This window comes from Streptomyces sp. NPDC086787 (assembly GCF_044745865.1).
Classification (GTDB): domain Bacteria; phylum Actinomycetota; class Actinomycetes; order Streptomycetales; family Streptomycetaceae; genus Streptomyces.
In genome coordinates this window covers 164,359-187,521 of sequence record NZ_JBIVBC010000003.1, presented here as the reverse complement: position 1 = coordinate 187,521, position 23,163 = coordinate 164,359, and the positions used below count along the sequence as shown (strand labels likewise).

The 23,163-nt window shown below is 72.0% G+C and carries 22 protein-coding genes and 1 tRNA gene; 11 read left to right on the top strand and 12 right to left on the bottom strand.

Annotated elements, in window-relative coordinates; genetic code table 11:
• Positions 1–4: 4 nt before the first annotated feature.
• The 3 genes from ACIPK3_RS10460 to pdhA are packed head-to-tail and all read right to left on the bottom strand — an operon-like array spanning position 5 to position 3,458.
• Positions 5–1,318 carry a dihydrolipoamide acetyltransferase family protein gene (locus ACIPK3_RS10460; RefSeq protein WP_402568130.1) on the bottom strand — a complete coding sequence of 438 codons (1,314 nt, stop codon included), beginning with the start codon at positions 1,316–1,318 and terminating at the stop codon, positions 5–7.
• The gene (locus tag ACIPK3_RS10455; protein WP_402568128.1) at positions 1,318–2,322 is read right to left on the bottom strand and encodes an alpha-ketoacid dehydrogenase subunit beta; all 1,005 of its coding nucleotides are present in this window, start codon (positions 2,320–2,322) and stop codon (positions 1,318–1,320) included. The genes ACIPK3_RS10460 and ACIPK3_RS10455 overlap by 1 nt, the downstream gene beginning before the upstream one ends.
• Entirely contained in the window at positions 2,319–3,458 is a 1,140-nt protein-coding gene (gene pdhA / locus ACIPK3_RS10450) for a pyruvate dehydrogenase (acetyl-transferring) E1 component subunit alpha (RefSeq protein ID WP_402568126.1), read from the bottom strand. The genes ACIPK3_RS10455 and pdhA overlap by 4 nt, the downstream gene beginning before the upstream one ends.
• A 190-nt stretch (positions 3,459–3,648) precedes the next feature.
• On the opposite strand from pdhA, the gene ACIPK3_RS10445 reads away from it, so the two are divergent.
• Entirely contained in the window at positions 3,649–4,131 is a 483-nt protein-coding gene (locus tag ACIPK3_RS10445) for an Lrp/AsnC family transcriptional regulator (RefSeq protein WP_402568657.1), read from the top strand.
• Between the two features lie 23 nt (positions 4,132–4,154).
• Here the strand turns inward: ACIPK3_RS10445 and ACIPK3_RS10440 are convergent, their stop codons facing one another.
• Together ACIPK3_RS10440 and ACIPK3_RS10435 are read right to left on the bottom strand one after the other, a co-directional pair.
• Positions 4,155–4,745 carry a TetR/AcrR family transcriptional regulator gene (locus tag ACIPK3_RS10440; protein WP_402568125.1) on the bottom strand — a complete coding sequence of 197 codons (591 nt, stop codon included), beginning with the start codon at positions 4,743–4,745 and terminating at the stop codon, positions 4,155–4,157.
• A complete protein-coding gene (locus tag ACIPK3_RS10435) occupies positions 4,742–6,256 on the bottom strand; it encodes a 3-hydroxyacyl-CoA dehydrogenase (RefSeq protein WP_402568124.1) in 1,515 nt (504 codons plus the stop codon). The genes ACIPK3_RS10440 and ACIPK3_RS10435 overlap by 4 nt, the downstream gene beginning before the upstream one ends.
• A 159-nt stretch (positions 6,257–6,415) precedes the next feature.
• On the opposite strand from ACIPK3_RS10435, the gene paaN reads away from it, so the two are divergent.
• Positions 6,416–8,107 carry a phenylacetic acid degradation protein PaaN gene (paaN, locus tag ACIPK3_RS10430; protein ID WP_402568123.1) on the top strand — a complete coding sequence of 564 codons (1,692 nt, stop codon included), beginning with the start codon at positions 6,416–6,418 and terminating at the stop codon, positions 8,105–8,107.
• Between the two features lie 41 nt (positions 8,108–8,148).
• Here the strand turns inward: paaN and ACIPK3_RS10425 are convergent, their stop codons facing one another.
• The 3 genes from ACIPK3_RS10425 to ACIPK3_RS10415 are packed head-to-tail and all read right to left on the bottom strand — an operon-like array spanning position 8,149 to position 11,092.
• On the bottom strand, positions 8,149–8,916 hold the full coding sequence (locus ACIPK3_RS10425; RefSeq protein ID WP_402568122.1) for a TrmH family RNA methyltransferase: 768 nt from the start codon (positions 8,914–8,916) through the stop codon (positions 8,149–8,151).
• Positions 8,913–10,133 (bottom strand): HTTM domain-containing protein, encoded by a 1,221-nt coding sequence (locus ACIPK3_RS10420; RefSeq protein WP_402568120.1) that lies wholly within the window; start codon positions 10,131–10,133, stop codon positions 8,913–8,915. The genes ACIPK3_RS10425 and ACIPK3_RS10420 overlap by 4 nt, the downstream gene beginning before the upstream one ends.
• Positions 10,130–11,092 (bottom strand): DUF5819 family protein, encoded by a 963-nt coding sequence (locus tag ACIPK3_RS10415; protein ID WP_402568655.1) that lies wholly within the window; start codon positions 11,090–11,092, stop codon positions 10,130–10,132. The genes ACIPK3_RS10420 and ACIPK3_RS10415 overlap by 4 nt, the downstream gene beginning before the upstream one ends.
• 336 nt (positions 11,093–11,428) lie before the next feature.
• On the opposite strand from ACIPK3_RS10415, the gene paaA reads away from it, so the two are divergent.
• The 6 genes from paaA (at position 11,429) to ACIPK3_RS10385 (ending at position 16,315) form a co-directional block, all read left to right on the top strand.
• A complete protein-coding gene (paaA, locus tag ACIPK3_RS10410) occupies positions 11,429–12,451 on the top strand; it encodes a 1,2-phenylacetyl-CoA epoxidase subunit PaaA (protein ID WP_402568119.1) in 1,023 nt (340 codons plus the stop codon).
• Positions 12,448–12,735, top strand: a complete 288-nt coding sequence (paaB, locus tag ACIPK3_RS10405) for a 1,2-phenylacetyl-CoA epoxidase subunit PaaB (protein WP_402568118.1) — start codon at positions 12,448–12,450, stop codon at positions 12,733–12,735. Before paaA ends, paaB begins: the two co-directional genes overlap by 4 nt.
• Positions 12,732–13,490 carry a 1,2-phenylacetyl-CoA epoxidase subunit PaaC gene (gene paaC / locus ACIPK3_RS10400; RefSeq protein ID WP_402568117.1) on the top strand — a complete coding sequence of 253 codons (759 nt, stop codon included), beginning with the start codon at positions 12,732–12,734 and terminating at the stop codon, positions 13,488–13,490. The genes paaB and paaC overlap by 4 nt, the downstream gene beginning before the upstream one ends.
• On the top strand, positions 13,484–14,017 hold the full coding sequence (gene paaD / locus ACIPK3_RS10395) for a 1,2-phenylacetyl-CoA epoxidase subunit PaaD (protein WP_402568115.1): 534 nt from the start codon (positions 13,484–13,486) through the stop codon (positions 14,015–14,017). Before paaC ends, paaD begins: the two co-directional genes overlap by 7 nt.
• Positions 14,017–15,075, top strand: coding sequence for a 2Fe-2S iron-sulfur cluster-binding protein (locus tag ACIPK3_RS10390; RefSeq protein ID WP_402568113.1), 1,059 nt, complete (start codon positions 14,017–14,019; stop codon positions 15,073–15,075). Before paaD ends, ACIPK3_RS10390 begins: the two co-directional genes overlap by 1 nt.
• Positions 15,076–15,181: 106 nt before the next feature.
• Positions 15,182–16,315, top strand: a complete 1,134-nt coding sequence (locus ACIPK3_RS10385; RefSeq protein ID WP_402568112.1) for an acyl-CoA dehydrogenase family protein — start codon at positions 15,182–15,184, stop codon at positions 16,313–16,315.
• Positions 16,316–16,372: 57 nt separating this feature from the next.
• Here the strand turns inward: ACIPK3_RS10385 and ACIPK3_RS10380 are convergent, their stop codons facing one another.
• The 4 genes from ACIPK3_RS10380 to ACIPK3_RS10365 form a co-directional block, all read right to left on the bottom strand.
• Entirely contained in the window at positions 16,373–16,702 is a 330-nt protein-coding gene (locus ACIPK3_RS10380) for a rhodanese-like domain-containing protein (RefSeq protein WP_402568653.1), read from the bottom strand.
• Between the two features lie 94 nt (positions 16,703–16,796).
• Complete coding sequence (locus tag ACIPK3_RS10375) at positions 16,797–17,606, bottom strand: hypothetical protein (RefSeq protein ID WP_402568110.1); 810 nt, start codon at positions 17,604–17,606, stop codon at positions 16,797–16,799.
• 151 nt (positions 17,607–17,757) lie between these two features.
• Positions 17,758–19,128 carry a DUF2252 domain-containing protein gene (locus ACIPK3_RS10370; RefSeq protein WP_402568651.1) on the bottom strand — a complete coding sequence of 457 codons (1,371 nt, stop codon included), beginning with the start codon at positions 19,126–19,128 and terminating at the stop codon, positions 17,758–17,760.
• Between the two features lie 358 nt (positions 19,129–19,486).
• A tRNA-Leu gene (locus ACIPK3_RS10365) sits at positions 19,487–19,570 on the bottom strand.
• Between the two features lie 487 nt (positions 19,571–20,057).
• Between ACIPK3_RS10365 and ACIPK3_RS10360 the strand changes: the two genes are divergently transcribed.
• The 3 genes from ACIPK3_RS10360 (at position 20,058) to ACIPK3_RS10350 (ending at position 23,136) form a co-directional block, all read left to right on the top strand.
• Positions 20,058–20,924: an FhaA domain-containing protein gene (locus ACIPK3_RS10360; protein WP_402568108.1), complete on the top strand. Its 867-nt coding sequence runs from the start codon at positions 20,058–20,060 to the stop codon at positions 20,922–20,924.
• A gap of 10 nt (positions 20,925–20,934) precedes the next feature.
• Entirely contained in the window at positions 20,935–21,453 is a 519-nt protein-coding gene (locus ACIPK3_RS10355) for an FHA domain-containing protein (RefSeq protein ID WP_402568106.1), read from the top strand.
• A 132-nt stretch (positions 21,454–21,585) separates the two neighbouring features.
• Positions 21,586–23,136, top strand: coding sequence for a Stp1/IreP family PP2C-type Ser/Thr phosphatase (locus tag ACIPK3_RS10350; protein ID WP_402568104.1), 1,551 nt, complete (start codon positions 21,586–21,588; stop codon positions 23,134–23,136).
• Positions 23,137–23,163: the final 27 nt, after the last annotated feature.

The following is a 23,163-nucleotide window of genomic DNA, read 5'->3' as shown; positions in this document are numbered from 1 at the left end:
ATGGTCACAGCGTCCGCAGCAGCACCGCCGGCTGTTCCACGCAGTCCGCGACGAACCGCAGGAAGCCTCCCGCCGTGCCGCCGTCGCACACCCGGTGGTCGAAGGTGAACGAGAGCTGCACGACCTGGCGCACCGCGAGCTCGCCCTCGTGCACCCACGGCTTGGGGACGATGCGTCCGACGCCCAGCATGGCCGCCTCGGGGTGGTTGATGATCGGCGTGGAGCCGTCGACGCCGAACACCCCGTAGTTGTTCAGCGTGAAGGTCCCGCCGGTCAGGTCGCCCGGGGTCAGCGTCCCGGCGCGCGCGGCCTCGGTCAGCCGGGCGAACTCCGCGGTGAGTGCCTCCGCGTTCCGCGTGTGCGCGTCCCGGACCACGGGCACGACGAGCCCGCGCTCGGTCTGCGCGGCGAACCCGAGGTGCACACGCCCCAGCCGGACGATCTCCCGGGCCTCCGTGTCCACCGTGGAGTTGAGCTCGGGGAACCGGTCAAGCGCGGCGACGCAGATCCGGGCGAGCAGGGCCAGCACGGACACCTTCGGGCCGCCGGAGGCGTTCATCGCCGCCCGCGCGCGCATGAGTTCGGTGGCGTCGGCGTCCACCCAGCAGGTGGCGTCGGGAATCTCGCGGCGGCTGCGGGACAGCTTGTCGGCGACCGCGCCGCGGATGCCCTTGAGCGGTACCCGGACCTCGTCACGGGCGGCGGCCGCCGGGGTGTGCGCGGCGGCCGCTTCGCCGACCGGGCTCGCGGTGGCGTCGGGTGCCGTCCTGGTCCGGAGCGCCCCCTCGACGTCCGCCCGCAGGATCAGCCCCTCCGGTCCCGACCCCGTCAGCTCCCGCAGATCCAGCCCGTTGTCCCGGGCGAGACGCCGTACGAGCGGGGAGATCACGGGAACCGGGCCGGTGACGGCCGGCGCGGGCGCGGCAGCGGCCACCGGGGCCGGTGCCGGGGTGGCCACGGCGGCGGGGACGGCGATGCTCGGCCGTACCCGCCTGCGGCGGGCCGGTGCCTCCGAAGTGCCGTATCCGACCAGGACGTTGCCCGAACCGGCGCCCTGGCCGTTGGAGGCCTCGGGCCCCACCGCGACCGTCAGCAGCGGGGCGCCCACGGGAAGTTCGGTGCCCTCCTCGCCGTAGCGGGCGGTGACCACACCGCCGTACGGGCAGGGGACCTCGACCATCGCCTTGGCCGTCTCGACCTCGACGACGGGCTGGTCGATGGCGACGACGTCACCGACCTTGACCAGCCAGCGGACGATCTCCGCCTCGGTGAGTCCCTCGCCGAGGTCGGGGAGCCTGAACTCCAGTACCTGTGCCATCAGCCCTCCGCCTCCCACTGGAGCCGCGCCACGGTGTCCAGGATCCGGTCGACGCCGGGCAGGTGGTGCCGCTCCAGCATCGGCGGCGGATAGGGGATGTCGAACCCGGCCACGCGCAGCACGGGTGCCTCCAGGTGGTGGAAGCAGCGCTCCGTGACCCGGGCCGCGATCTCGGCGCCGGGGCCGCCGAACCCGCCCGACTCGTGCACGACGACCGCGCGGCCGGTCCGGCGCACCGACGCGCACACGGTCTCGTCGTCGAACGGCACCAGGGAGCGCAGGTCGACCACTTCGAGGTCCCAGCCCTCCGCCTGGGCCGCCTCGGCGGCTTCGAGGCAGACCGGGACGGACGGGCCGTAGGTGAGGAGGGTGGCGCTGCGGCCGGTGCGCCGCACCACCGCGCGTCCGATCGGCTCGACGGCGGTCGGCTGCTCCGCGTTCCAGGTGTCCTTAGACCAGTACAGCCGCTTGGGCTCCAGGAAAACGACCGGGTCGTCGGAGGCGATCGCGGCGCGCAGCAGCCCGTAGGCGTCGGCGACGGTCGCGGGCGTGACGACATGGAGGCCGGGGGTGGCCAGGTAGTACGCCTCGGAGGAGTCGCTGTGGTGCTCGACGCCGCCGATGCCGCCGCCGTAGGGGACGCGGATGGTGACCGGCAGGGGCATCTTGCCCCGGGTGCGGTTGCGCATCCGGGCGACATGGCTGATGAGCTGCTCGAACGCCGGGTAGGCGAAGGCGTCGAACTGCATCTCCACGACCGGGCGCAGCCCGTACATCGCCATGCCGACGGCCGTGCCGAGGATGCCCGCCTCGGCGAGCGGGGTGTCCGTGCAGCGGTCCTCGCCGAACTCCTTGGCGAGCCCGTCGGTGATCCGGAAGACGCCGCCCAGGGTCCCGACGTCCTCGCCCATGACGTGCACGGCGGGGTCGGCGGCCATCGCGTCGCGCATCGCGCGGGTGAGGGCCTGCGCCATGGTGGCGGGCTTGACTGCCGCGGTGGTCATCCCTGTCCGCCTTCCTGCTGCTCGGCCTCCAGTTCGGCCCGCAGCAGGGCACGCTGTTCGAGCAGTTGCGGGGTGGGCTCGGCGTAGACGTGGTCGAAGAGGTCCATGGGGTCCAGTTCCGGGTCCTGGTTCATGCGCTCGCGCAGGTCCGCGGCCATCGCCTCGGCGTCCTCGCGCGCGGCGCGCCTGCCGTCCTCGTCGAGCAGTCCGCGGGAGGTCAGCTCCCGCTCCAGCAGCTCGACCGGGTCGTGTCCGCGCCAGGCCTCGATCTCGGCGTCCGCGCGGTAGCGGGTGGCGTCGTCGGCGTTGGTGTGGGCGTCGATGCGGTACGTCACCGCTTCCACGAGCGTGGGGCCGCCGCCCGCGCGGGCGTGCCGCACGGCGTCGCCGAGGACCTCGTGCACGGCGGCGGCGTCGTTGCCGTCGACCAGGCGGCCCGGCATGCCGTATCCGACGGCCTTGTGGGCCAGGGTGGGGGCCGCGGTCTGCTTGGCGAGCGGGACGGAGATGGCGAAGCCGTTGTTCTGGACCAGGAAGACGACCGGTGCCTGCCATACGGCGGCGAAGTTCAGTGCCTCGTGGAAGTCGCCCTCGCTGGTGCCGCCGTCGCCGACCATGGCGAGCGCGACCACGTCGTCGCCCTTGAGGCGGGCGGCGTGGGCGAGGCCGACGGCGTGCGGAAGCTGGGTGGCGAGCGGGGTGCTCAGGGGGGCCACGCGGTGCGCGTAGGGGTCGTAGCCGGTGTGCCAGTCGCCGCGCAGCAGGGTGAGGGCGGCGACCGGGTCGACGCCCCGGGCGACGGCGGCGAGGGTGTCGCGGTAGCTGGGGAAGAGCCAGTCGCGCTCCTCCAGGGCCAGCGCGGCGGCGACCTCGCAGGCCTCCTGGCCGGTGCTGGAGGGGTAGACGGCGAGACGGCCCTGCTTGGTGAGGGCGGTCGCCTGCACGTTGTACCGGCGGCCGCGCACCAACTGGGCGTACAGCCGGCGCAGCAGCTCCGGGTCGGCCTTGGCGGCCGCCTCGGTGCCGAGGACGCGGTACGGCTCGGCGTCGGGCAGCAGCGGCGCGGGGTCGGTACGGGGCTGCCAGGCGGGCGGCGGCGCGGGCCGGTAAGCGCCCCGCTGCTCCATGACCGTCATGACGGCACCTCCTCGTGGGAGCGGCTACGGAAGACGGGTCGCGTGTGACCCGCCTCACCTACCGATTGTTCGGTCGTCGGCACATTTTGGCTACAGGCGCCTCCAGGCTGTGGACAAACGGTTCTCCACAGCCTGGAATGAACGCACTACGTCCACGGCGGGAAGGCGGGGGGACATGGCACCTGAACAAATGGCCGAGGACCCGGGAGCCGGCACCGCCCCGCTGCCGCGTCCGCTCGACGCCATCGATCAGGACATCCTCCAGATCCTCCAGTCCGACGGCCGAGCGTCCATACGGTCCGTCGCGGAGCGGGTGCACGTCTCCCGGGCCAACGCGTACGCCCGCATCAACCGCCTCGTCGAGGACGGGGTCATCCGCGGTTTCGGCGCACGCGTCGACCACGAACGCGCCGGGCAGGGCACGTCGGCGTACATCACGCTGAAGATCGTGCAGAACTCCTGGCGCACGGTGCGCGAACAGCTCAGGCTGCTGCCCGGCGCCTCCCACATCGCGCTGGTCGGCGGGGACTTCGACGTGCTGCTCCTGGTGCACACGCCGGACAACAGGGCGCTGCGCGAGCTGGTGCTCACCCGGATCCAGGCGATTCCGGAGGTGCTGAGCACCAGGACCCTGCTGGTCTTCGAGGAGGAGGATCTGGAGCCGGACGGCTGAGCCGTCCGGCTGACGCGGCCGGTTCAGGCCTCCCGGCGCAGGCCCCCGAAGGCGAGGCGCACCACGGCGTCGGCGACCTCCCGCTCGCTGCCGCCCCGCCCGTCCGGCCGGTACCACTCCACGACCGAGTTGATCATGCCGAAGACCAGCCGGGTGGCGAGCCGCACCTCCACGTCGCCGCGTACGTCCCCGTCGGCGGCCGCCGCCTTCAGCAGTGCGGCCACCCGGTGGTCGAAGTCGCGGCGGCGCTCCAGGGCCCACCGCTCGGTGGCGGTGTTGCCGCGCACCCGCAGCAGCAGCGTCACATAGGGCAGCTCGGCGGTGAGGACCTCGACCATGCGCCGCACGACGTACTCCAGCCGGTCGGCGGCGCGCCCCACGTGCGCGTGCTCCTCGTCGAGGATCGCGAACAGCCCGTCCAGCGCCCGGCTGACGGCGCGCTTGAGCAGTTCCTCCTTGCCGGAGACGTGGTGGTAGATCGACGACTTGGAGATGCCGGCCGCCTTGGACAGGTGCTCCATGGAGGTGCCGTCGTAGCCGCGCTCGTTGAAGACCTGGACGGCGACCGAGAGCAGCGTCTCGGGGGTGTAGGTGTCACGCCTGGCGGTGGTCATGGGGTGCCCTCCCGCTTCTCGTTGGCGTAGGAGTGGCGGTAGAGCGCGAGGGACGGCGCGTAGCGTCCGCCGGGGTCGCGCGTGTGCAGCTCGTCCAGCAGGTCGTAGGCCCAGTCGCGGGGCAGTCCGCGGTTCCACTCGAAGGGGCCGAGCGGGTAGTTGACGCCCAGGCGCATCGCGGTGTCGATGTCCTCCTCGGTGGCCACGCCCTTGGCGACGGCGTCATACGCGAGGTCGATGATCCGGGCCACCGCGCGGGCGACGATCATGCCGGGGACGTCGCCGATGACACTGACGTCCTTGCCCAGCGCCTGGAACAGTCCGACGGCCTCGGTCAGGGTCTGCGGCGCGGTGTCCTGGGAGGCGGACAGAGCGATACGGGTGGCCTTGCGGTAGTCGAGCGCCAGGTCGAAGTAGACGACGTCGCGGAACTCGATGGAGGTCTGGCCGTCGGCCAGCACCAGCTGTCCGCCGCTCGGCAGCACCAGCCGGGTGCCGTGGTCCTCTTCCTCCTCGCGGACCAGGATGCCCGCCTCGCGGATCAGCGGGAGCAGTTCCGCGGCCGGGCCGAGACCGCCCTCGGCGACGACATAGGCGGGCGGCCGCGCCGCGTCGGCGGTGTGCGGCTCGGGGCGCTCGGCGCCGTCGGCGTAGTCGTACCAGCCGTGCCCGGACTTGCGGCCCAGCCTGCCGGACTCGACCAGGCGCCGCTGGGCCAGCGAGGGGGTGAAGCGGACGTCCTGGAAGAAGGCCTGCCACACCGAGTGGGTGACGGACTCGTTGACGTCCTGCCCGATCAGGTCGGTCAGTTCGAAGGCGCCCATCTTGAAGCCGCCGCACTCGCGCAGGACGGCGTCGATGGTGGCCGGGTCGGCGCCCTGGGACTCGTGGACGGCGAGCGCCTCGGCGTAGAACGGGCGGGCGATGCGGTTGACGATGAAACCGGGGGTGTCGGCACAGGCGACCGGGGTCTTTCCCCAGGCGCGGGCGGTCTCGTACGCGCGCGTGGCCGAGGCGACGTCGGTGGCGAACCCGGAGACGACCTCGACCAGCGGCAGCAGCGGGGCCGGGTTGAAGAAGTGCAGTCCCAGGAAGCGGGAGGCGTTGCGCAGGGCGCCTCCGATGGCCGTGACCGAGAGGGACGAGGTGTTGGTGGCGAGCAGGCAGTCGTCGGAGACGATGTCCTCGAGCCGGCGGAACAGCTTCTGCTTGATGTCCAGCCGCTCCAGCACCGCCTCCACGACGAGCGCGCAGTCGGCCAGCTCCTCGATCTCCTCGGCCGGCGTCAGACGCGCGCGCGCCGCGTCCCGCTCGGCGCTGGTGAGCCGGTCCTTCGCGACCAGCCGGTCGAGCCGGGCGCCGATCGCCTCGGCCGCCTCCCGGGCCCGGCCGGGCAGGGCGTCGTACAGCCGCACAGGATGGCCGGCGACCAGCGCGACCTGCGCGATCCCCTGGCCCATGGTGCCGGTGCCGACGACGGCAACGGGGCTGCTGAGAGCGAGTGCTGTCATGTGCGCGATCCTCCCGCACGGGGTTTTCCACAGATGCGGCAGGCCCCCTTGTCCCGACCGATCGTTCGGTTACTCTAACTCTGTCCGTCCGTTCACGCCTCTGTTTTCGCCCAGGTCATGAGCTCGACGAGGAGCTCACGAGACGAGGAGTTGGTCCCCATGGCCGCCGAACTGACCGCGCACGAGCTGATCGCCAAGCACCGGCCCACGCTCGACCAGGCGCTGGAGGCGATCCGTACGCGCGCGTACTGGTCCCCGCATCCCGAACACCCCAAGGCGTACGGCGAGCACGGCAGCCTGGACGCGGCCGCGGGCAAGGCCGCCTTCGACGCCCTGCTGGGCAGCCGCCTCGACCTCGGCCAGCCCGGCACCGACGACTGGGTGGGCGGCGAGACCTCGCCGTACGGCATCGAGCTGGGCGTGACCTACCCGCACGCGGACGTCGACACACTGCTGCCCGCGATGCGCGCCGGACAGGCAGCCTGGCGGGACGCGGGCCCCGAGACCCGCGCCGTGGTCTGTCTGGAGATCCTCAAGCGGATCAGCGACCGGACGCACGAGTTCGCTCACGCGGTGATGCACACCAGCGGCCAGGCGTTCATGATGGCGTTCCAGGCGGGCGGCCCGCACGCCCAGGACCGCGGCCTGGAGGCGGTGGCGTACGCGTATGTGGAGCAGGTCCGCACCCCCGACACCGCGGAGTGGACCAAGCCCCAGGGCAAGCGCGACCCGCTGGCGCTGACCAAGCGCTTCACCGCGGTCCCGCGCGGCATCGCGCTGATGATCGGCTGCAACACCTTCCCGACGTGGAACGGCTACCCGGGCCTGTTCGCCTCCCTCGCCACCGGCAACGCCGTCCTGGTCAAGCCCCACCCGCGCGCGGTGCTGCCGCTCGCGCTCACCGTCCAGGTGGCCCGGCAGGTGCTGGCCGAGGCGGGCTTCGACCCGAACCTGGTGGCGCTGGCCGCCGAGCGGCCCGGCGAGGGCATCGCCAAGACCCTGGCCACCCGCCCCGAGATCAGGATCATCGACTACACGGGTTCGACCGCCTTCGGCGACTGGCTGGAGGCCAACGCCCGCCAGGCGCAGGTCTACACGGAGAAGGCCGGCGTCAACACGGTGATCGTGGACTCCACCGCCGACTACAAGGGCATGCTGTCCAACCTGGCGTTCTCGCTGTCGCTGTACAGCGGCCAGATGTGCACCACCCCGCAGAACCTGCTGATCCCCCGCGACGGCATCCGCACCGACGAGGGTCCCAGGACCTTCGACGAGGTGGTCGCCGACCTCGCCCGCGCGGTCGACGGCCTCCTCGGCGACGACGCGCGCGCGAACGCGCTGCTCGGCGCGATCGTCAACCCGGACGTGAAGGCCCGCCTGGAGGCCGCCGCCGGGCTCGGCGAGGTCGCCCTCGCCTCCCGCGAGATCACCAACCCGGAATTCCCGGGCGCGGTGGTCCGCACCCCGGTCATCGTGAAGCTGGACGGCGCGAAGCCGGACGACGAAGCCGCCTACATGAACGAGTGCTTCGGCCCCGTCTCCTTCGCCGTCGCGGTCGACTCGGCCGCCGACGCGGTGGAGCTGACCCGGCGCACGGTCCGTGACAAGGGCGCGATGACCGTCGGCGCGTACACCACCGACGAACAGGTCGAGCGGGCGGTCGAGGAGGCCTGCCTGGAGGAGGCCGCGCAGCTCTCCCTCAACCTCACCGGCGGGGTGTACGTCAACCAGACGGCCGCCTTCTCCGACTTCCACGGCTCGGGCGGCAACCCGGCGGCCAACGCGGCCCTGTGCGACGGCGCGTTCGTGGCGAACCGCTTCCGGGTGGTGGAGGTCCGCCGAGAGGGCTGACTGTCCCCGGCCCAGGCCGGACCGGCCTGAGCGCTGTCCACCTAGGCGCCGCCCTCCGCGACGGGGAAGGCGCCCCCGGTGGCACTCCAGTGGTACAGCGTCATGGCCACACTGGTCGCGAGGTTGTAGCTGGAGACCTGGGGGCGCATCGGCAGCGCCAGCAAATGGTCGGCGCGGGCGCGCAGTTCGCCGGAGAGTCCGCTGCGTTCCGAGCCGAACGCCAGCACGGCGTCGTCCGGGAGCTTCACGCCCCGCAGGTCGTCCCCCTCCGGGTCGAGCGCGAACAGCGGCCCGGGGGGCAGCTCGGCCGCGGTCACCCGCTCCACGGCGGTCGCGAAGTGCAGCCCCGCCCCGCCGCGCACCACCGTGGGATGCCAGGGGTCGAGTGTGCCGGTGGTGACGACACCGGTCGCCCCGAACCCGGCGGCCAGCCGGATCACCGCACCGGCGTTGCCCAGGTTGCGCGGGTCGTCGAGGAGCACGACGGGCGCGGTGCGGGGGGTGCGGGCGAGCACCCCCAGCTGAGCCTCGCGCGACGGCCGTACGGCCAGGGCGGCGACGGCCGTGGGATGCGGGCGCGGCACGAACGAGGCGTACGTCCCCTCCGGCACCTCGGCCAGCAGCGCGTCCAGCGCGTCCCGTACGTCGGGGGCCAGTTCACCGGCGAGGGCGAGTGCCGCCCGCCGGTCGGTGGTGACCGCCACCAGGATCTCGGCCCCGAAGCGCAGCGCGTGCTTGAGCGCGTGGAAGCCGTCGAGCAGCACGGCGGAGCCGGCGCGCTCGCGCCAGCGGGTCACGGGGTCGGTCATGCCGTGAAGCCTACGCGCGCGCGTTCGTCCTCCTCCGCCTCCGCGGCGCGGGGCGCGGGCACCTTGGGGACCCCGCGCGAAAGCAGCCGCACGCGCGCGCGAGCCGCCCGGCCGCCGAGCCGCTCCAGGAACGGGGTCGGCAGGAACACGGCGTCCGTGGCGATCATCGCCAGGGAGAAGAACGGCAGCCCGAGAACGACCGCGATCACCGCGTGCTCGGCAATCATCGCGGCCAGCAGGACGTTCTTGACGCGCCGGTTGAACACCGTGAACGGGAAGGCGACCTGCACGATCACCGTCCCGTAGGTCGCCAGCATGACCGCGGTCCCGCTGGCGGACATCAGATCGGCCAGGGAGTGCCAGGGCGAGAAGGAGTCCAGCTGGAGCGGGTAGTAGACGGCGGTGCCGTCCTGCCAGCGCGAGCCCTGGACCTTGTACCAGCCGGCCGTGGCGTAGATCAGGCACGCCTCAGCCATGATCACGAACAGGGCGCCGTTGTGCACGATGTTGGCGATCACGTCCAGCAGGGTCCGGAACTCGAGCTCGCGCGAGCGCGCGTAGTGTCCGGCCGCCCACCACAGGCCCAGGGCCGCCCAAGCCGTCCACAGCAGCACGGGCACCAGCAACTCACCGCCGAAACGGCCCGCCAGGGTCACCGAGACCAGCGCCGCCCCGAGCACCGCCCACAGGACGGGCCCCGTCCGGTCGGTCCGCCGCTCCCCCCGCGCACGGGCGGCCGCGGCACGCGCGGCACGCCGGGCGTCCAGGGACCACACCTGACCGCAGCGGGTGAACACCAGATAGATGGACATCAGGTGCAGCACGTTGTCGCCGCCGTCGCCCATGAAGATGCTGCGGTTCTGCAGGGAGAGCACGCCGACCATGAACAGGACGGACATGGTGCGGGTGCGCCAGCCCAGCAGCAGCAGGACGGCGGACAGCAGGGCGAGCGCGTAGCACGCCTCGAACCAGGCCTGCCCCCGGAACCACAGCAGCGCCGTGAAGGCGCCGTTGTCCCCGGTCAGGCGACGGGCGAGGGCCCAGCTCCACGGGCCGTCGGGGCCGTACAGCTCCTGGCGGTGCGGGAACTCGCGCAACAGGAAGAGCAGCCAGGTCCCGGCGAATCCGACGCGGATCACCGCCGTCTGGTGGGGGCCGAGCGCGGAGCCGGTGACCCGGGCGATGCCGCTGGACACCGGAGCGAGGAGACGGTTCACCGCACACCCCTCGCGGCCTCGTCGGCCGAGACCGTCCACCAGGGCAGCTGGCGGTAGGACGGGGTGTCGGAGACCCGCTCGCGGCTCCACCGGGGCGGGGGCACGCTGGTGGTGCGCGAGCGGACCTGCACGCTCCGCACGGTTCCCTCGCGGCTGGTCCCGTCCTCACGGTAGAGGCGCATCACCACGATCCGGCGCAGGTACTGCTCGGAGAGCGAGCCGCGCATGCCCACCGCGCGGTCCTGGGCGTCGTGCGTGGCGGAGAAGTAGTCCCACGCCCTGCGCAGTTCGTTCTGCTGGGTGTGGCTGGGCAGCGGATTGCCGTCGATCGCCGCGCCGTCCGCAGCGGACAGATCGTTCCAGCCGGTGGTCTGGGTGCTGCCGTCCGCCATGCGTACCTGCGCCCGCGCCTCGACCGCTATGTTCTGCTGGAGGGGGTTGGGGGCGAACAGCTTCCAGTTCTGCTCGAACTCGGGGTATATCCACTCGTCGATGGCCTCGCCGTGCTGCTTCGTCACCGTGTTCGACGGCGCGACGTGCAGGAACACCATCCCGAGATGCGCACAGGCGGTCACCGCGACGACCGCGAGGGCGAGAGCCGCCACGACCTGGTAGCGCGCGGAAAGCGCGGCGACACCCGTGCGGGGGGTGTCACCGGGCCCGGCGGGCTCTTCCTCGGCGCGCGGCGCGTCGGCGGAGCCGACGGGACCCGCCGGACTGTCCACGGCGGGCGCGGCGGCTACAGCGGGCGCGGGCCACGAGCCGTCGAGCGGTCCGCTCCCGTCGGACGGTCCGCTCCCACCGGACGGGCCGTGCGCCTCGGGCCGGTTCTCGCCGGTCCGGTCCCCGGCGGTGTCACCGGCGGTGTCACTGGCGGCGGGCGCAGCCCCGGGCGGACGCGCCACGCCCGACCCGTCCGGCCCGTGCGGAGCCTCCGAGTCCTTGCCGTACGCGTCCATTCCGTCCCGTTCCCCGATCCCGCTCTGTCCTCCGGCCGCCCTCCGCGGGGCGCCGCGTGCTCGCGACACGCCGGTTTCCCGGTTTCCTGGTTTCCCGGCGTTCGCACGAACGGTACTCAGCCCCACCCGCCAGGCACAGCCCCGGGACGGCAGGCGGGCACGTGGCCAACGCCACTCGGGCCCGCACCGCCCGCTTTTCGTGGGTTGTCCACAGGCCGCGGCGGCGGTTGTCCACAGCGGTTGACACCTCACGTCGTCCGGCCCACCATTGAATCGCACGAACCGAACGATCGGTCGGGAGCGTGCTCCGTCAAAGCCCTAGGTCAGGGGGACCGCATGGCCACAGCAGCCGCGCGCACCACGACTCGCACACCGGAGTCCGGCGTCCAGGACACCGCCGACACCGCGGCCTACGAGCACGCCTTCAACGCCGCCGTGGCCGCGGACGAGCGCATCGAGCCCCGCGACTGGATGCCCGACGCCTACCGCGCGACGCTGGTCCGGCAGATCGCCCAGCACGCCCATTCCGAGATCATCGGCATGCAGCCGGAAGCCAACTGGATCACCCGCGCGCCCTCGCTGCGCCGCAAAGCCATCCTGATGGCCAAGGTCCAGGACGAGGCGGGCCACGGCCTTTATCTGTACAGCGCCGCCGAAACCCTCGGCACCAGCCGCGAGGAGCTCCTCGACAAACTGCACAGCGGCCGCCAGAAGTACTCCTCCATCTTCAACTACCCCACCCTGACCTGGGCCGACGTCGGCGCGATCGGCTGGCTGGTGGACGGCGCCGCGATCACCAACCAGGTGCCCCTGTGCCGCTGCTCCTACGGCCCGTACGCGCGCGCGATGGTCCGCGTCTGCAAGGAGGAGTCCTTCCACCAGCGCCAGGGGTACGAACTGCTGCTCGCCCTGAGCCGGGGCACCCCCGAGCAGCACGCGATGGCGCAGGACGCGGTCGACCGCTGGTGGTGGCCGTCCCTGATGATGTTCGGCCCGCCCGACGACGAGTCGCAGCACTCCGCGCAGTCCATGGCCTGGAAGATCAAGCGCCACTCCAACGACGAACTGCGCCAGCGCTTCGTCGACATCTGCGTCCCCCAGGCCGAGTCCCTCGGCCTCACCCTGCCCGACCCGGAACTGCGGTGGAACGAGGAGCGCGGGCAACACGACTTCGGCGAGATCGACTGGACGGAGTTCTGGGAGGTCCTCAAGGGCAACGGCCCCTGCAACGACCAACGGATCAACCAGCGCCGCCGCGCACACGACGAGGGCGCGTGGGTACGCGAGGCGGCCGCGGCCCACGCGGCCAAGCACACCGGCGGCACCCGCGCCGCGGGGACAGGAGGAGCGCAGGCATGACCAACACCGACTGGCCCCTGTGGGAGGTCTTCGTGCGCTCCCGCCGCGGCCTCTCCCACACCCACGCCGGCAGCCTGCACGCCCCGGACGCGGAACTCGCCCTGCGCAACGCCCGCGACCTGTACACCCGGCGCGGCGAGGGCGTCTCCATCTGGGTCGTCCCGGCGGCCGCCATCACCGCCTCCTCGCCCGACGAGAAGGACCCCTTCTTCGAACCGTCCGCCGACAAGCCCTACCGGCACCCGACCTTCTACGAGATCCCCGAAGGGGTGCAGCACCTGTGACCCCCGCACCGGAGATCCCGGCAGCCGAGACCCCCTCGACCCCAGCGACCGGGCGGACCGCCGCCCTGGCCCTCGGCGACGACGCCCTGGTGCTCTCCCACCGCCTGGGGGAGTGGGCGGGCCACGCCCCCGTCCTGGAGGAGGAGGTCGCCCTCGCCAACATCGCCCTGGACCTGCTCGGCCAAGCCCGGGTACTGCTGTCCATGGCGGGCGACGAGGACGAACTGGCCTACCTGCGCGAGGAACGCGACTTCCGCAACCTCCAGCTGGTCGAACGCCCCAACGGCGACTTCGCCCACACCATCGTCCGCCAGCTGTACTTCTCCACCTACCAGCACCTGCTCTACGCGCAACTTGCCACTGGAGACGGCCCGTTCGCACCGCTCGCCGCCAAGGCCGTCAAGGAGGTCGCCTACCACCGCGACCACGCCGAGCAGTGGACACTGCGACTCGGTGACGGCACCGACCTCAGCCACGAGCGGATGCAGCGCGCCTGTGAGGAACTCTGGCGGTACACCGGAGAGATGTTCCAGCCGGTCGAGGGCCTGGACGCCGACTGGGCCGGCATGGAGGCCGCCTGGCTGGAGTCCGTCGTCGCGATCCTCGACCGGGCCACCCTCACGGTCCCCGAGGGCCCGCGCACCGGCGCCTGGGCCGCGGGCGCCGGCCGGCAGGGCCTGCACACCGAGCCGTTCGGACGCATGCTCGCCGAGATGCAGCACCTGCACCGCAGCCATCCGGGAGCGTCATGGTGACCGCGACCGCCCTGGAGGCGGAACTCCTGGAACTGGCCGGCTCGGTGCCCGACCCCGAACTGCCGGTGCTCACCCTCCAGGAGCTGGGCGTGGTGCGCGCGGTGCGGCTGCGCGGCACCGACACCGTGGAGGTCGACCTGACCCCCACCTACACCGGCTGCCCCGCCGTCGAGGCGATGTCCACGGACATCGAACGGGTACTGCGCGAGCACGGCATGCGCGAGATCACCGTCCGCACCGTACTGACCCCCGCCTGGTCGACCGACGACCTCACGGCCGAAGGACGGCGCAAACTCCGGGAGTTCGGCATCGCGCCACCGCGCGAGCGACGGGAGACCGGACCGGTCGCGCTGGCCCTGGGCCCGACCCGCACACTGGCCGACCCCCCGGACACCGACCCGGTCCGCTGCCCGCACTGCGGATCCTCGGACACCGAACTGCTCAGCCGGTTCTCCTCCACCGCCTGCAAGGCGCTGCGCCGCTGCCTCGGCTGCCGTGAACCGTTCGACCACTTCAAGGAGTTGTGATGGCCCGCTTCCACCCGCTCCCGGTGGCCGCGGTCGAGCGGCTCACCGACGACTCCGTGGCCCTGACCCTCACCGTCCCCCCGGAGCTCCGCGCGGAGTACCGGCACGCACCCGGCCAGCACCTCACGCTGCGCCGGTTGATGGACGGCGAGGAGATCCGGCGCACGTACTCGATCTGCTCCCCGGCCCCCGGCCCCGAGGGACCGAGCACCCTCCGGGTCGGAGTGCGCCTGGTCGACGGCGGAGCCTTCTCGACCTATGCGCTGAAGGAGATCAACGCCGGCGACGAACTGGAGGTGATGGTCCCGGCCGGACGCTTCACCCTGGACCCCGCCCCCGGGATGTACGCCGCGATCGTCGGCGGCAGCGGCATCACCCCCGTGCTGTCGATCGCCTCGACCCTGCTGGCGCGCGAGCCCGAGGCCCGGTTCTGCCTGATCCGAAGCGACCGCACGGCCGCCTCCACGATGTTCCTCGAGGAAGTCGCCGACCTGAAGGACCGCCACCCCGAGCGGTTTCAGCTGGTGACGGTGCTCTCCCGGGAGGAGCAGCAGGCCGGCCTGCCGTCCGGGCGCCTCGACCAGGAGCGGCTGACCGGGCTGCTGCCCGCGCTGCTGCCCGTCGGCTCGGTGGCCGGATGGTTCCTGTGCGGGCCGCTCGGACTGGTGCGGGGCGCCGAGCGGGCGCTGGGCGAACTCGGCGTCGCACGGGCCCGGATCCACCAGGAGATCTTCCACGTGGACGCCGGCGAGGCCACGGTGACGACCGCCGCGGCCCCCGCCCACAGCACCGTGACGGCCAGGCTCGACGGACGCGGCGGCAGCTGGCCGGTCCAGGACGGCGAATCCCTCCTGGACGCGGTGCTGCGCAACCGCCCCGACGCGCCCTACGCCTGCAAGGGCGGGGTGTGCGGAACCTGCCGGGCCTTCCTGGTCTCGGGCGAGGTGCGCATGGACCGCAACTTCGCGCTGGAGACCGAGGAGACGGACGCGGGATATGTGCTGGCCTGCCAGTCGCATCCGGTGACGGAGAAGGTGGAACTCGACTTCGACCGCTGACCCACCCGCGGTGGGCACAACCCCGGTGCCCCACCGTTCCCTTCTTCTAGAACCTGTTCTATCTTGACGGACCGTCAGACGATCGGTTCCGCAGGGAGGACAGGCCGTGGACTTCACCTTCACCGAGGAACAGCTGGCGGCGGCCGAGGCGGCCCGGGGGGTGTTCGCCGGGGTGGCACCGGACACGGTGCCGAGCCCCGCCCTCACCACCGGCGCCGTGGCCGACGGCCTCGACCGCACCCTGTGGACCAGGCTCGCCGACGCCGACCTGCTGAGCCTGCTGACCGGCACGGAGTACGGCGGGGCGGGCCTGGACGCCATCGCCCTGTGCCTGGTGCTCCGCGAGTCCGGAAAGGTGCTCGGACGGGTACCCCTGCTGGAACACAGCGCGGCCGCCGCGGCCATACAGGCCTACGGCGGAAAGGAACTGGCGGCCCGGCTGCTGCCGTCCGCCGGAAGCGGCGAACTGGTGCTGACCGTCGCAGCCGGCGGCAGTACCGGCCACGACCCGGCCGAACTCGCCGTCACCGCACGCCGGGACGGCGACGCCTGGGTGCTGGACGGAGTACAGACGGCCGTGCCCTGGGCATACGACGCCGACCTGATCCTGGTCCCCGCCCACACCGGCGCCGGACGGAGCCTCCTCGCACCGGTCCCCCGCGGCCACAGCGGCGTCATCCTGGCCGAGCAGATCTCCACCAGCGGCGAGCGACTGGCCGAGCTGCACCTGGACGCCGTGCGGATCACGGCCGGTGATGTGATCGACGCGGAGCGGGCATGGCCCTGGCTGCGGGAGCTACTGATCACCGGAACCTGTGCGCTGGCCCTCGGGCTCGGCGAGAAGGTGCTGCGGATGACCAGCGAGTACACCGGCCAACGGGAGCAGTTCGGGCACCCCATCGCCACCTTCCAGGCCGTGGCGGTCCAGGCCGCCGACCGCTACATCGACCTGCGCGCCATGGAAGCCACCCTCTGGCAGGCCGCATGGCGCGTCTCCTCGGGAGCACCGGGCGCGCTGCCCGCCGCCGGGGACGTGGCCGTGGCCAAGATATGGGCCTCGGAGGGAGTACGGCGGATGGTGCAGACCGCCCAGCATCTGCACGGCGGATTCGGAGCCGACACCGAGTACGCCCTGCACCGCTACCACGCCTGGGCCAAACACCTGGAGCTGGCACTCGGCCCGGCAGCGGCACACGAGGAGGCACTCGGGGACCTGCTGGCGGCACACCCCCTGGGCTGACGGCCACCGGTCGAGCCGTGACGGCGCCAGCCGTGACGGCCCCAGCCCGTGGTGGTCCTAGAGGACGTGCCCGGTCTCTCCGTCGTCCTTGACGACCGGGCGCCCGGCCGCCTGCCAGACCTGCATACCGCCGTCCACGTTCACGGCGTCGACACCCTGCTGCACCAGGTACATCGTGACCTGGGCCGAGCGGCCGCCGGACCGGCAGATCACATGAACCCGGCCGTCCTGCGGAGCCGCCTCGGTCAGTTCGCCGTAACGGGCGACGAACTCGCTGACGGGAATGTGCAGCGCCCCCTCGGCATGCCCCGCCTGCCATTCGTCGTCCTCACGGACGTCCAGCAGGAAGTCGCCGTCCTTGAGGTCCATGACCCCGACCGTGGGCACACGCGCTGCGAAACTCATGCCTCCGACGCTACCCGAAGGACAGCACCGGCCCGGAGCCCGTCCGGATCCACCCGTCCGGGTCCAAAGGGCAGACCTACGTCTCCAGCAGCTCCGCGAGCTCCGCCTCCCGCCGCGCCAGGTCCGCGCTGAGCTTCTCGGCGATCTCTTCCAAAAGCGCGTCGGGGTCCTCGGGGGCCAGCCGGAGCATGGACGCGATCGCGCTGTCCTCCAGCTCCCGGGCGACCAGGTTCAGCAGTTCCTTGCGCCGGCTCAGCCACTCCAGACGGGCGTAGAGCTCCTCGGCGCGGCTCGGAGGCCGCTCCGCGGGCGCCGGGCCCGCCGCCCACTCCTCGGCGAGCTCACGCAGCAGCACCTCGTCACCACGGGCATAGGCGGCGTTGACCCGGGTGATGAACTCGTCGCGCCGGGCCCGCTCGCCCTCCTCCTGCGCCAGGTCGGGGTGGGCCTTGCGAGCCAGCTCCCGGTAGAGCTTGCGAGCCTCCTCGCTCGGCCGCACCCGTTCCGGGGGCCGCACCGCCTGCTCCGTGAGCATCGCCGCGGCCTCCGGGAACAGACCGTGGCCGTCCATCCAGCCGTGCAGCAGCTCCTCGACCTCCGGGATCGGCATGACCCGGGCCCGCGCCTCCTCCGCGACCCGGACGTCCTCCGGATCACCGGTGCGGGCGGCCCTGGCCTCGGCGATCCGCGCGTCCAGCTCCTCCAGCCGGGCGTACATCGGGCCGAGTTTCCGTTCATGCAGCCGGGAGAAGTTCTCGACCTCGACGCGGAAGGTCTCCAATGCGATCTCGAACTCGATCAACGCCTGCTCGGCGGCCCGCACGGCCTGCTCCAGCCGCTCTTCGGGCCGCCGCGGCGGGGACTGCTCAGCTTCCGGGGTCGTCACCCGCCCAGCGTAGGACACGGCCGGAACCAGCCACCCACGGTCACCCGGATCGGCACACTCACCTCACCCGGACCAGTACGCCGCCCTCCGCAAGGGAGGGGGCCACCCCCGCCCCCTCCCTCCCCTCCCCCTCGCCCTTCCCCCACCCCCGTCACACACCCGTCTCCGCCGCGACCCTCCCCGACCGCACGGCGGACAGCAGATTCGCGTGGTCGGCCTCGGTGCGGTCGGCGTAGCGGACCGCGAACTCGGACACGGCCTCGTCCAGTTCCTCGTTCTTGCCGCAGTAGCCGGCGATCAGACGCGGGTCGGCGCTGTGCGAGTGGGCGCGGGCCAGCAGGGCGCCGGTCATCCGGCCGTAGTCGTCGATCTGGTCGGCGGCGAGCGCCGCGGGATCGACGCTGCCCTTGCGGTTGCGGAACTGCCGGACCTGGAAGGGGCGGCCCTGGACCGTGGTCCAGCCCAGCAGGATGTCGCTGACCACCTGCATGCGCTTCTGGCCGAGCACCACCCGCCGGCCCTCGTGGCCGACCGGTGCCGCGTCGAATCCGGCCGTCGCCAGATGCGGGACCAGCGCCGAGGGGCGGGCCTCCTTGACCTGGAGGACGAGCGGCTCACCTCGATGGTCCAGGAGCAGAACGACATACGAGCGTGTGCCCACGCTGCCCGTGCCGACCACGCGGAACGCCACGTCGTGCACCGCGTGCCGGGCCAGCAGCGGCAGCCGGTCCTCCGACAGGGTCGAGACGTAGGACTCCAGGGACGCCGCCACCGCCGTCGCCTCCCCGTCCGCGACCCGGCGCAGCACGGGCGGGGCGTCGACGAACCGGCGCCCGCCGTCCTCGGCGGCCTCCGTCGACTTCGCCGCGAACCGTCCGCTGGTGTTGGCCCGGGCCTTCTCCGAGACCCGCTCCAGTGTGCCGAGCAGGTCGTGGGCGTCGGTGTGGGAGACGAGTTCCTCGTCCGCGATGGCGTTCCAGGCGTCCAGGACCGGCAGCTTGGCCAGCAGCCGCATGGTGCGCCGGTACGCGCCCACCGCGTCGTGCGCCGCCTTGCGGCACATGTCCTCGTCGGCGCCCGCCTCCCGGCCGGCCAGCACCAGGGAGGCGGTGAGTCGCTTGAGGTCCCACTCCCAGGGGCCGTGCACGGTCTCGTCGAAGTCGTTCAGGTCGATGACCAGGCCGCCGCGGGCGTCGCCGTACAGGCCGAAGTTGGCCGCGTGCGCGTCGCCGCATATCTGGGCGGCGATCCCGGTCATGGGGGTGCGCGCCAGGTCGTACGCCATGAGGCCGGCCGAGCCGCGCAGGAAGGCGAACGGGGTCGCGGCCATCCTGCCCACCCGTATCGGTGTGAGCTCGGGTATCCGGCCCCGGTTGGACTCCTCGACCGCGGTCGCCGCGTCCGGGCGGGAGCCGTCGACGTCGAGGGCGCTGTGCGCCGCGCGCGGGACGGCGGTCCGCAGCGCCTTGCCCTCCTTCTTCGGAGAGCCCTGCACCGGCCACTGGGCGAACCCCCCGACCATGGGCAGCTTGCGCCCCACCCCTGCCTCGGTCACCACGACGCCTCCCCCGTGTCCGCACACACACTCGCTGGAACAGCAACTCGTGCAGACCGTACCGCCGGTGTCCGAAACGCGTCAGGCCCTGTGGACAACGATCGGGGTGTGGAAAATGTGGGCCGTCGAGTGACGAGGCCCCGTGAGATGACTCACGGACGTGGGGGCGCCGGACGCGGAGTCACATGTGCCCTTGCCCACACGCCCCAACGCCGCCCGCACCACCGGCATATCCACCGGCATACCCACCCGCGCCACCGGAAAGCACAACAGAGCGCACAACGGAACGGGCGGCATCACGATGGTGATGCCGCCCGTTCTCACGTGCGCGAGGGGGGAGTTGAACCCCCACGCCCTTGCGGGCACTGGAACCTGAATCCAGCGCGTCTGCCTATTCCGCCACCCGCGCATTGGGTGTGTCTTCCGGCTTCGCCCCTCTCGGGTCGGCCCCTTCCGACATCCAGAACACTAGCACGTCAGGGAGGGTGCCTTCACATCCCTTTGTTCTGCCCCGGACAAGCCACGGGACGGCCACGGGGCAAGCCCCGGCCAAGGGGATCCCGCATCCCTCCGGGTGAGGATCGCCACCCTTCGGGTATTGGGAAACACAGGTTCGCGTATCAACCTCGTACCGGTCACGGACATCTCCCCAGGAGGCGGGACGGGTCCACGGTCAGGTGCGGGACACTGGTGATGTCGCGCCTCTACGATCCTTGACAGAGGAGTTCGAAGGGGAGCCGCTCGGGGAACCGGCTGATTGCCGGGTGCGTGGATACGATCAGTAAGCAGTACCGGGCGACGCGGCACGACAACGGCAAGACGCGACATCGGCAAGACAGGCAGCACGGCCAAGACAGGCAAGGCAGCAGAAGCAGCAGCGACGGAGGAGGTGCCCCATGGGAGTCCTGAAGAAGTTCGAGCAGCGTCTCGAAGGTCTGGTCAACGGCACCTTCGCCAAGGTGTTCAAGTCCGAGGTCCAGCCCGTCGAGATCGCCGGAGCGCTCCAGCGGGAGTGCGACAACAACGCGACCATCTGGAACCGTGACCGCACCGTCGTGCCCAACGACTTCATCGTGGAACTGAGCGCCCCGGACTTCGAGCGCCTCAGCCCCTACTCCGGACAGCTCGGCGACGAGCTCGCCGGGATGGTCCGGGACTACGCCAAGCAGCAGCGCTACACCTTCATGGGCCCGATCAAGGTCAACCTGGAGAAGGCCGACGACCTGGACACCGGTCTGTACCGGGTGCGCAGCCGGACCCTCGCCTCCTCCAGCAGTCAGCAGGCGCCGTCTGCGGCCGCGCCGTCCGCCGCGCCGTCGCGGCCCGCCCAGGGCTCCCCCGGGGGCTACGGCTATCCGCAGTCCGCACCGCCCGCCGGAGCGCCTCCCATGCCGCCCGCGCCGCCCGCCGGCCGGCCCGGCGGTTACGGTTACCCGCAGCCCGCCTCACAGCGGCCGCAGGCCGGCCCGGCAGGCGGCGGCCGTGCCCGCTACTGGATCGAGATCAACGGCACCCGCCACCAGATCTCCCGCCCGACGCTCGTGATGGGCCGCAGCACCGAGGCCGACGTGCGGATCGACGACCCCGGCGTCTCCCGCCGGCACTGCGAGATCCGGACCGGAACGCCCTCGACGATCCAGGATCTCGGCTCCACCAACGGCATCGTGGTGGACGGGCAGCACACCACCCGCGCTACGCTCCGCGACGGCTCGCGGATCGTCGTGGGCAGCACCACCATCATTTACCGGCAAGCCGAAGGGTGAAGCGGGGGCAATGTCAGAGCTGACCCTCACGGTCATGCGGCTGGGTTTCCTGGCCGTACTGTGGCTGTTCGTGATCGTGGCCGTGCAGGTCATCCGCAGCGACCTGTTCGGTACGCGTGTCACCCAGCGCGGCGCGCGCAGGGAAGCGGCACGGCCGCAGCAGGCCGCACGGCAGCAGCAGGCGCCCCCGCAGCAGCGTGAGCGTCAGTCGTCCGGCGGCCGTCAGCGCCGCAACGCCCCCACCAAGCTGGTCGTCAGCGAGGGCAGCCTCACCGGCACCACCGTCGCGCTCCAGGGCCAGACCATCACCCTGGGCCGCGCCCACGACTCCACGATCGTGCTGGACGACGACTACGCCTCCAGCCGTCATGCCAGGATCTACCCAGACCGCGACGGCCAGTGGATCGTCGAGGATCTCGGTTCCACCAATGGCACGTATCTGGACCGGTCCCGGCTGACGACTCCCACGCCGATCCCGCTGGGCGCGCCGATCCGCATCGGCAAGACCGTCATCGAGCTGCGGAAGTAGTACGACAATGAGCGAGCGGAGCGAGCACGCAGCGGCGGACCGCAAACCGGCCCCCGGCGCGCTCCCGACCGGAGGGTGGGCAGTGTGGCTCGACACGACCGGCTGTACCCGGAGCCGACAGGCGAGGTGCGCATGAGTCTGTCACTGCGCTTCGCCGCCGGATCGCACAAGGGCATGATCCGGGAGGGCAACGAGGACTCCGGTTACGCCGGTCCGCGTCTGCTCGCCATCGCCGACGGCATGGGCGGCCAGGCGGCGGGCGAGGTCGCCTCCTCCGAGGTGATCTCCACCCTGGTCACACTCGACGACGACGTGCCCGGCTCCGACATCCTCACCTCCCTCGGTGTCGCCGTGCAGCGCGCCAACGACCAGCTGCGCGCCATGGTCGACGAGGACCCGCAGCTGGAGGGCATGGGCACGACCCTGACCGCCCTGCTGTGGACCGGACAGCGGCTCGGCCTCGTGCATGTCGGTGACTCGCGCGCGTATCTGCTGCGTGACGGTGTGCTGACCCAGATCACCCAGGACCACACCTGGGTGCAGCGTCTCGTCGACGAGGGCCGGATCACCGAGGAGGAGGCGACCACGCACCCTCAGCGGTCCCTCCTGATGCGCGCGCTGGGCAGCGGCGACCATGTCGAGCCCGATCTGTCCATCCGTGAGGTGCGGGTCGGCGACCGCTATCTGATCTGCTCGGACGGGCTGTCCGGGGTGGTCTCCCACCAGACGATGGAGGAGACCCTCGCCAGCTACCAGGGCCCGCAGGAGACCGTGCAGGAGCTGATCCAGCTCGCGCTGCGCGGCGGCGGCCCCGACAACATCACTGTGATCATCGCCGATGTCCTCGACCTGGACACCGGTGACACCCTGGCCGGGCAGCTGTCCGACACGCCCGTGGTGGTCGGCGCGGTCGCCGAGAACCAGCACCATCTGCACGACAACGGCATCATGCAGACCCCGGCCGGCCGTGCCTCCCATCTGGGTCGGCAGGGACGCGGTCAGGGCGGCGGCGGGGAGTTCGGCCCGCCCGGCTCGGGCGACACCACCGGGTACGTCCCGGGGGACAGCTTCGGCGACTACACCGACGAGGACTTCACCAAGCCGCGGAGCGGCCGCAGGTGGCTGAAGAGATCCCTCTTCGGCGCTCTCGCCCTCGCGGTCGTCGCCGGCGGTCTCTACGGCGGCTACCGCTGGACCCAGACGCAGTACTACGTCGGGGTGAAGGACGAGCACGTCGCGCTGTACCGGGGCATCAACCAGAACCTGGCCTGGGTGTCGTTGTCGAAGGTCCAGAAGGACCATCCCGAGATCGAACTCAAGTACCTGCCTTCGTACCAGCAGAAGCAGGTCAAGAACACGATTCCGCAGGACGACCTGGCGAAGGCCGAGGCGAAGGTCCAGGAGCTGTCCGTGCAGGCCTCCGCGTGCCGCAAGCAGACGGAGCGGGCGGCCGCCGAGAACAACGCCAGGAAGAGCCGGGCCAAGGACCCGAAGAAGGACGGCGCGGGAACCACCGCCGCCTCCCTCAAGTCCAAGGCCTCGCCGCCGCCCAACCCGTCGGCCTCGAGCTCACCGCAGACGTCACCGTCGTCCCCGAACCCGTCCACCAGCGCGACTCCCAGCCCCGGGCCCACTCTCTCGGAGGATGAGCAGAAGGTCGTCTCGCTGTGCGGTAAGCAGTAGGCAAGGCGTGAGAGGCCCCATCACACG

What these genes read in the sequence shown, in the direction of transcription:
- ACIPK3_RS10460 (WP_402568130.1), bottom strand. Translation starts at nt 1,318, where the DNA reads ATGGCACAGGTACTGGAGTTCAGGCTCCCCGACCTCGGCGAGGGACTC.
- ACIPK3_RS10455 (WP_402568128.1), bottom strand. Translation starts at nt 2,322, where the DNA reads ATGACCACCGCGGCAGTCAAGCCCGCCACCATGGCGCAGGCCCTCACC.
- ACIPK3_RS10360 (WP_402568108.1), top strand. Translation starts at nt 20,058, where the DNA reads ATGGGAGTCCTGAAGAAGTTCGAGCAGCGTCTCGAAGGTCTGGTCAAC.
- ACIPK3_RS10370 (WP_402568651.1), bottom strand. Translation starts at nt 19,128, where the DNA reads ATGGTCGGGGGGTTCGCCCAGTGGCCGGTGCAGGGCTCTCCGAAGAAG.
- paaN (WP_402568123.1), top strand. Translation starts at nt 6,416, where the DNA reads ATGGCCGCCGAACTGACCGCGCACGAGCTGATCGCCAAGCACCGGCCC.
- ACIPK3_RS10390 (WP_402568113.1), top strand. Translation starts at nt 14,017, where the DNA reads ATGGCCCGCTTCCACCCGCTCCCGGTGGCCGCGGTCGAGCGGCTCACC.
- paaB (WP_402568118.1), top strand. Translation starts at nt 12,448, where the DNA reads ATGACCAACACCGACTGGCCCCTGTGGGAGGTCTTCGTGCGCTCCCGC.
- pdhA (WP_402568126.1), bottom strand. Translation starts at nt 3,458, where the DNA reads ATGACGGTCATGGAGCAGCGGGGCGCTTACCGGCCCGCGCCGCCGCCC.
- ACIPK3_RS10440 (WP_402568125.1), bottom strand. Translation starts at nt 4,745, where the DNA reads ATGACCACCGCCAGGCGTGACACCTACACCCCCGAGACGCTGCTCTCG.
- ACIPK3_RS10415 (WP_402568655.1), bottom strand. Translation starts at nt 11,092, where the DNA reads ATGGACGCGTACGGCAAGGACTCGGAGGCTCCGCACGGGCCGGACGGG.
- ACIPK3_RS10435 (WP_402568124.1), bottom strand. Translation starts at nt 6,256, where the DNA reads ATGACAGCACTCGCTCTCAGCAGCCCCGTTGCCGTCGTCGGCACCGGC.
- ACIPK3_RS10445 (WP_402568657.1), top strand. Translation starts at nt 3,649, where the DNA reads ATGGCCGAGGACCCGGGAGCCGGCACCGCCCCGCTGCCGCGTCCGCTC.
- paaA (WP_402568119.1), top strand. Translation starts at nt 11,429, where the DNA reads ATGGCCACAGCAGCCGCGCGCACCACGACTCGCACACCGGAGTCCGGC.
- ACIPK3_RS10355 (WP_402568106.1), top strand. Translation starts at nt 20,935, where the DNA reads ATGTCAGAGCTGACCCTCACGGTCATGCGGCTGGGTTTCCTGGCCGTA.
- ACIPK3_RS10425 (WP_402568122.1), bottom strand. Translation starts at nt 8,916, where the DNA reads ATGACCGACCCCGTGACCCGCTGGCGCGAGCGCGCCGGCTCCGCCGTG.
- paaD (WP_402568115.1), top strand. Translation starts at nt 13,484, where the DNA reads ATGGTGACCGCGACCGCCCTGGAGGCGGAACTCCTGGAACTGGCCGGC.
- ACIPK3_RS10350 (WP_402568104.1), top strand. Translation starts at nt 21,586, where the DNA reads ATGAGTCTGTCACTGCGCTTCGCCGCCGGATCGCACAAGGGCATGATC.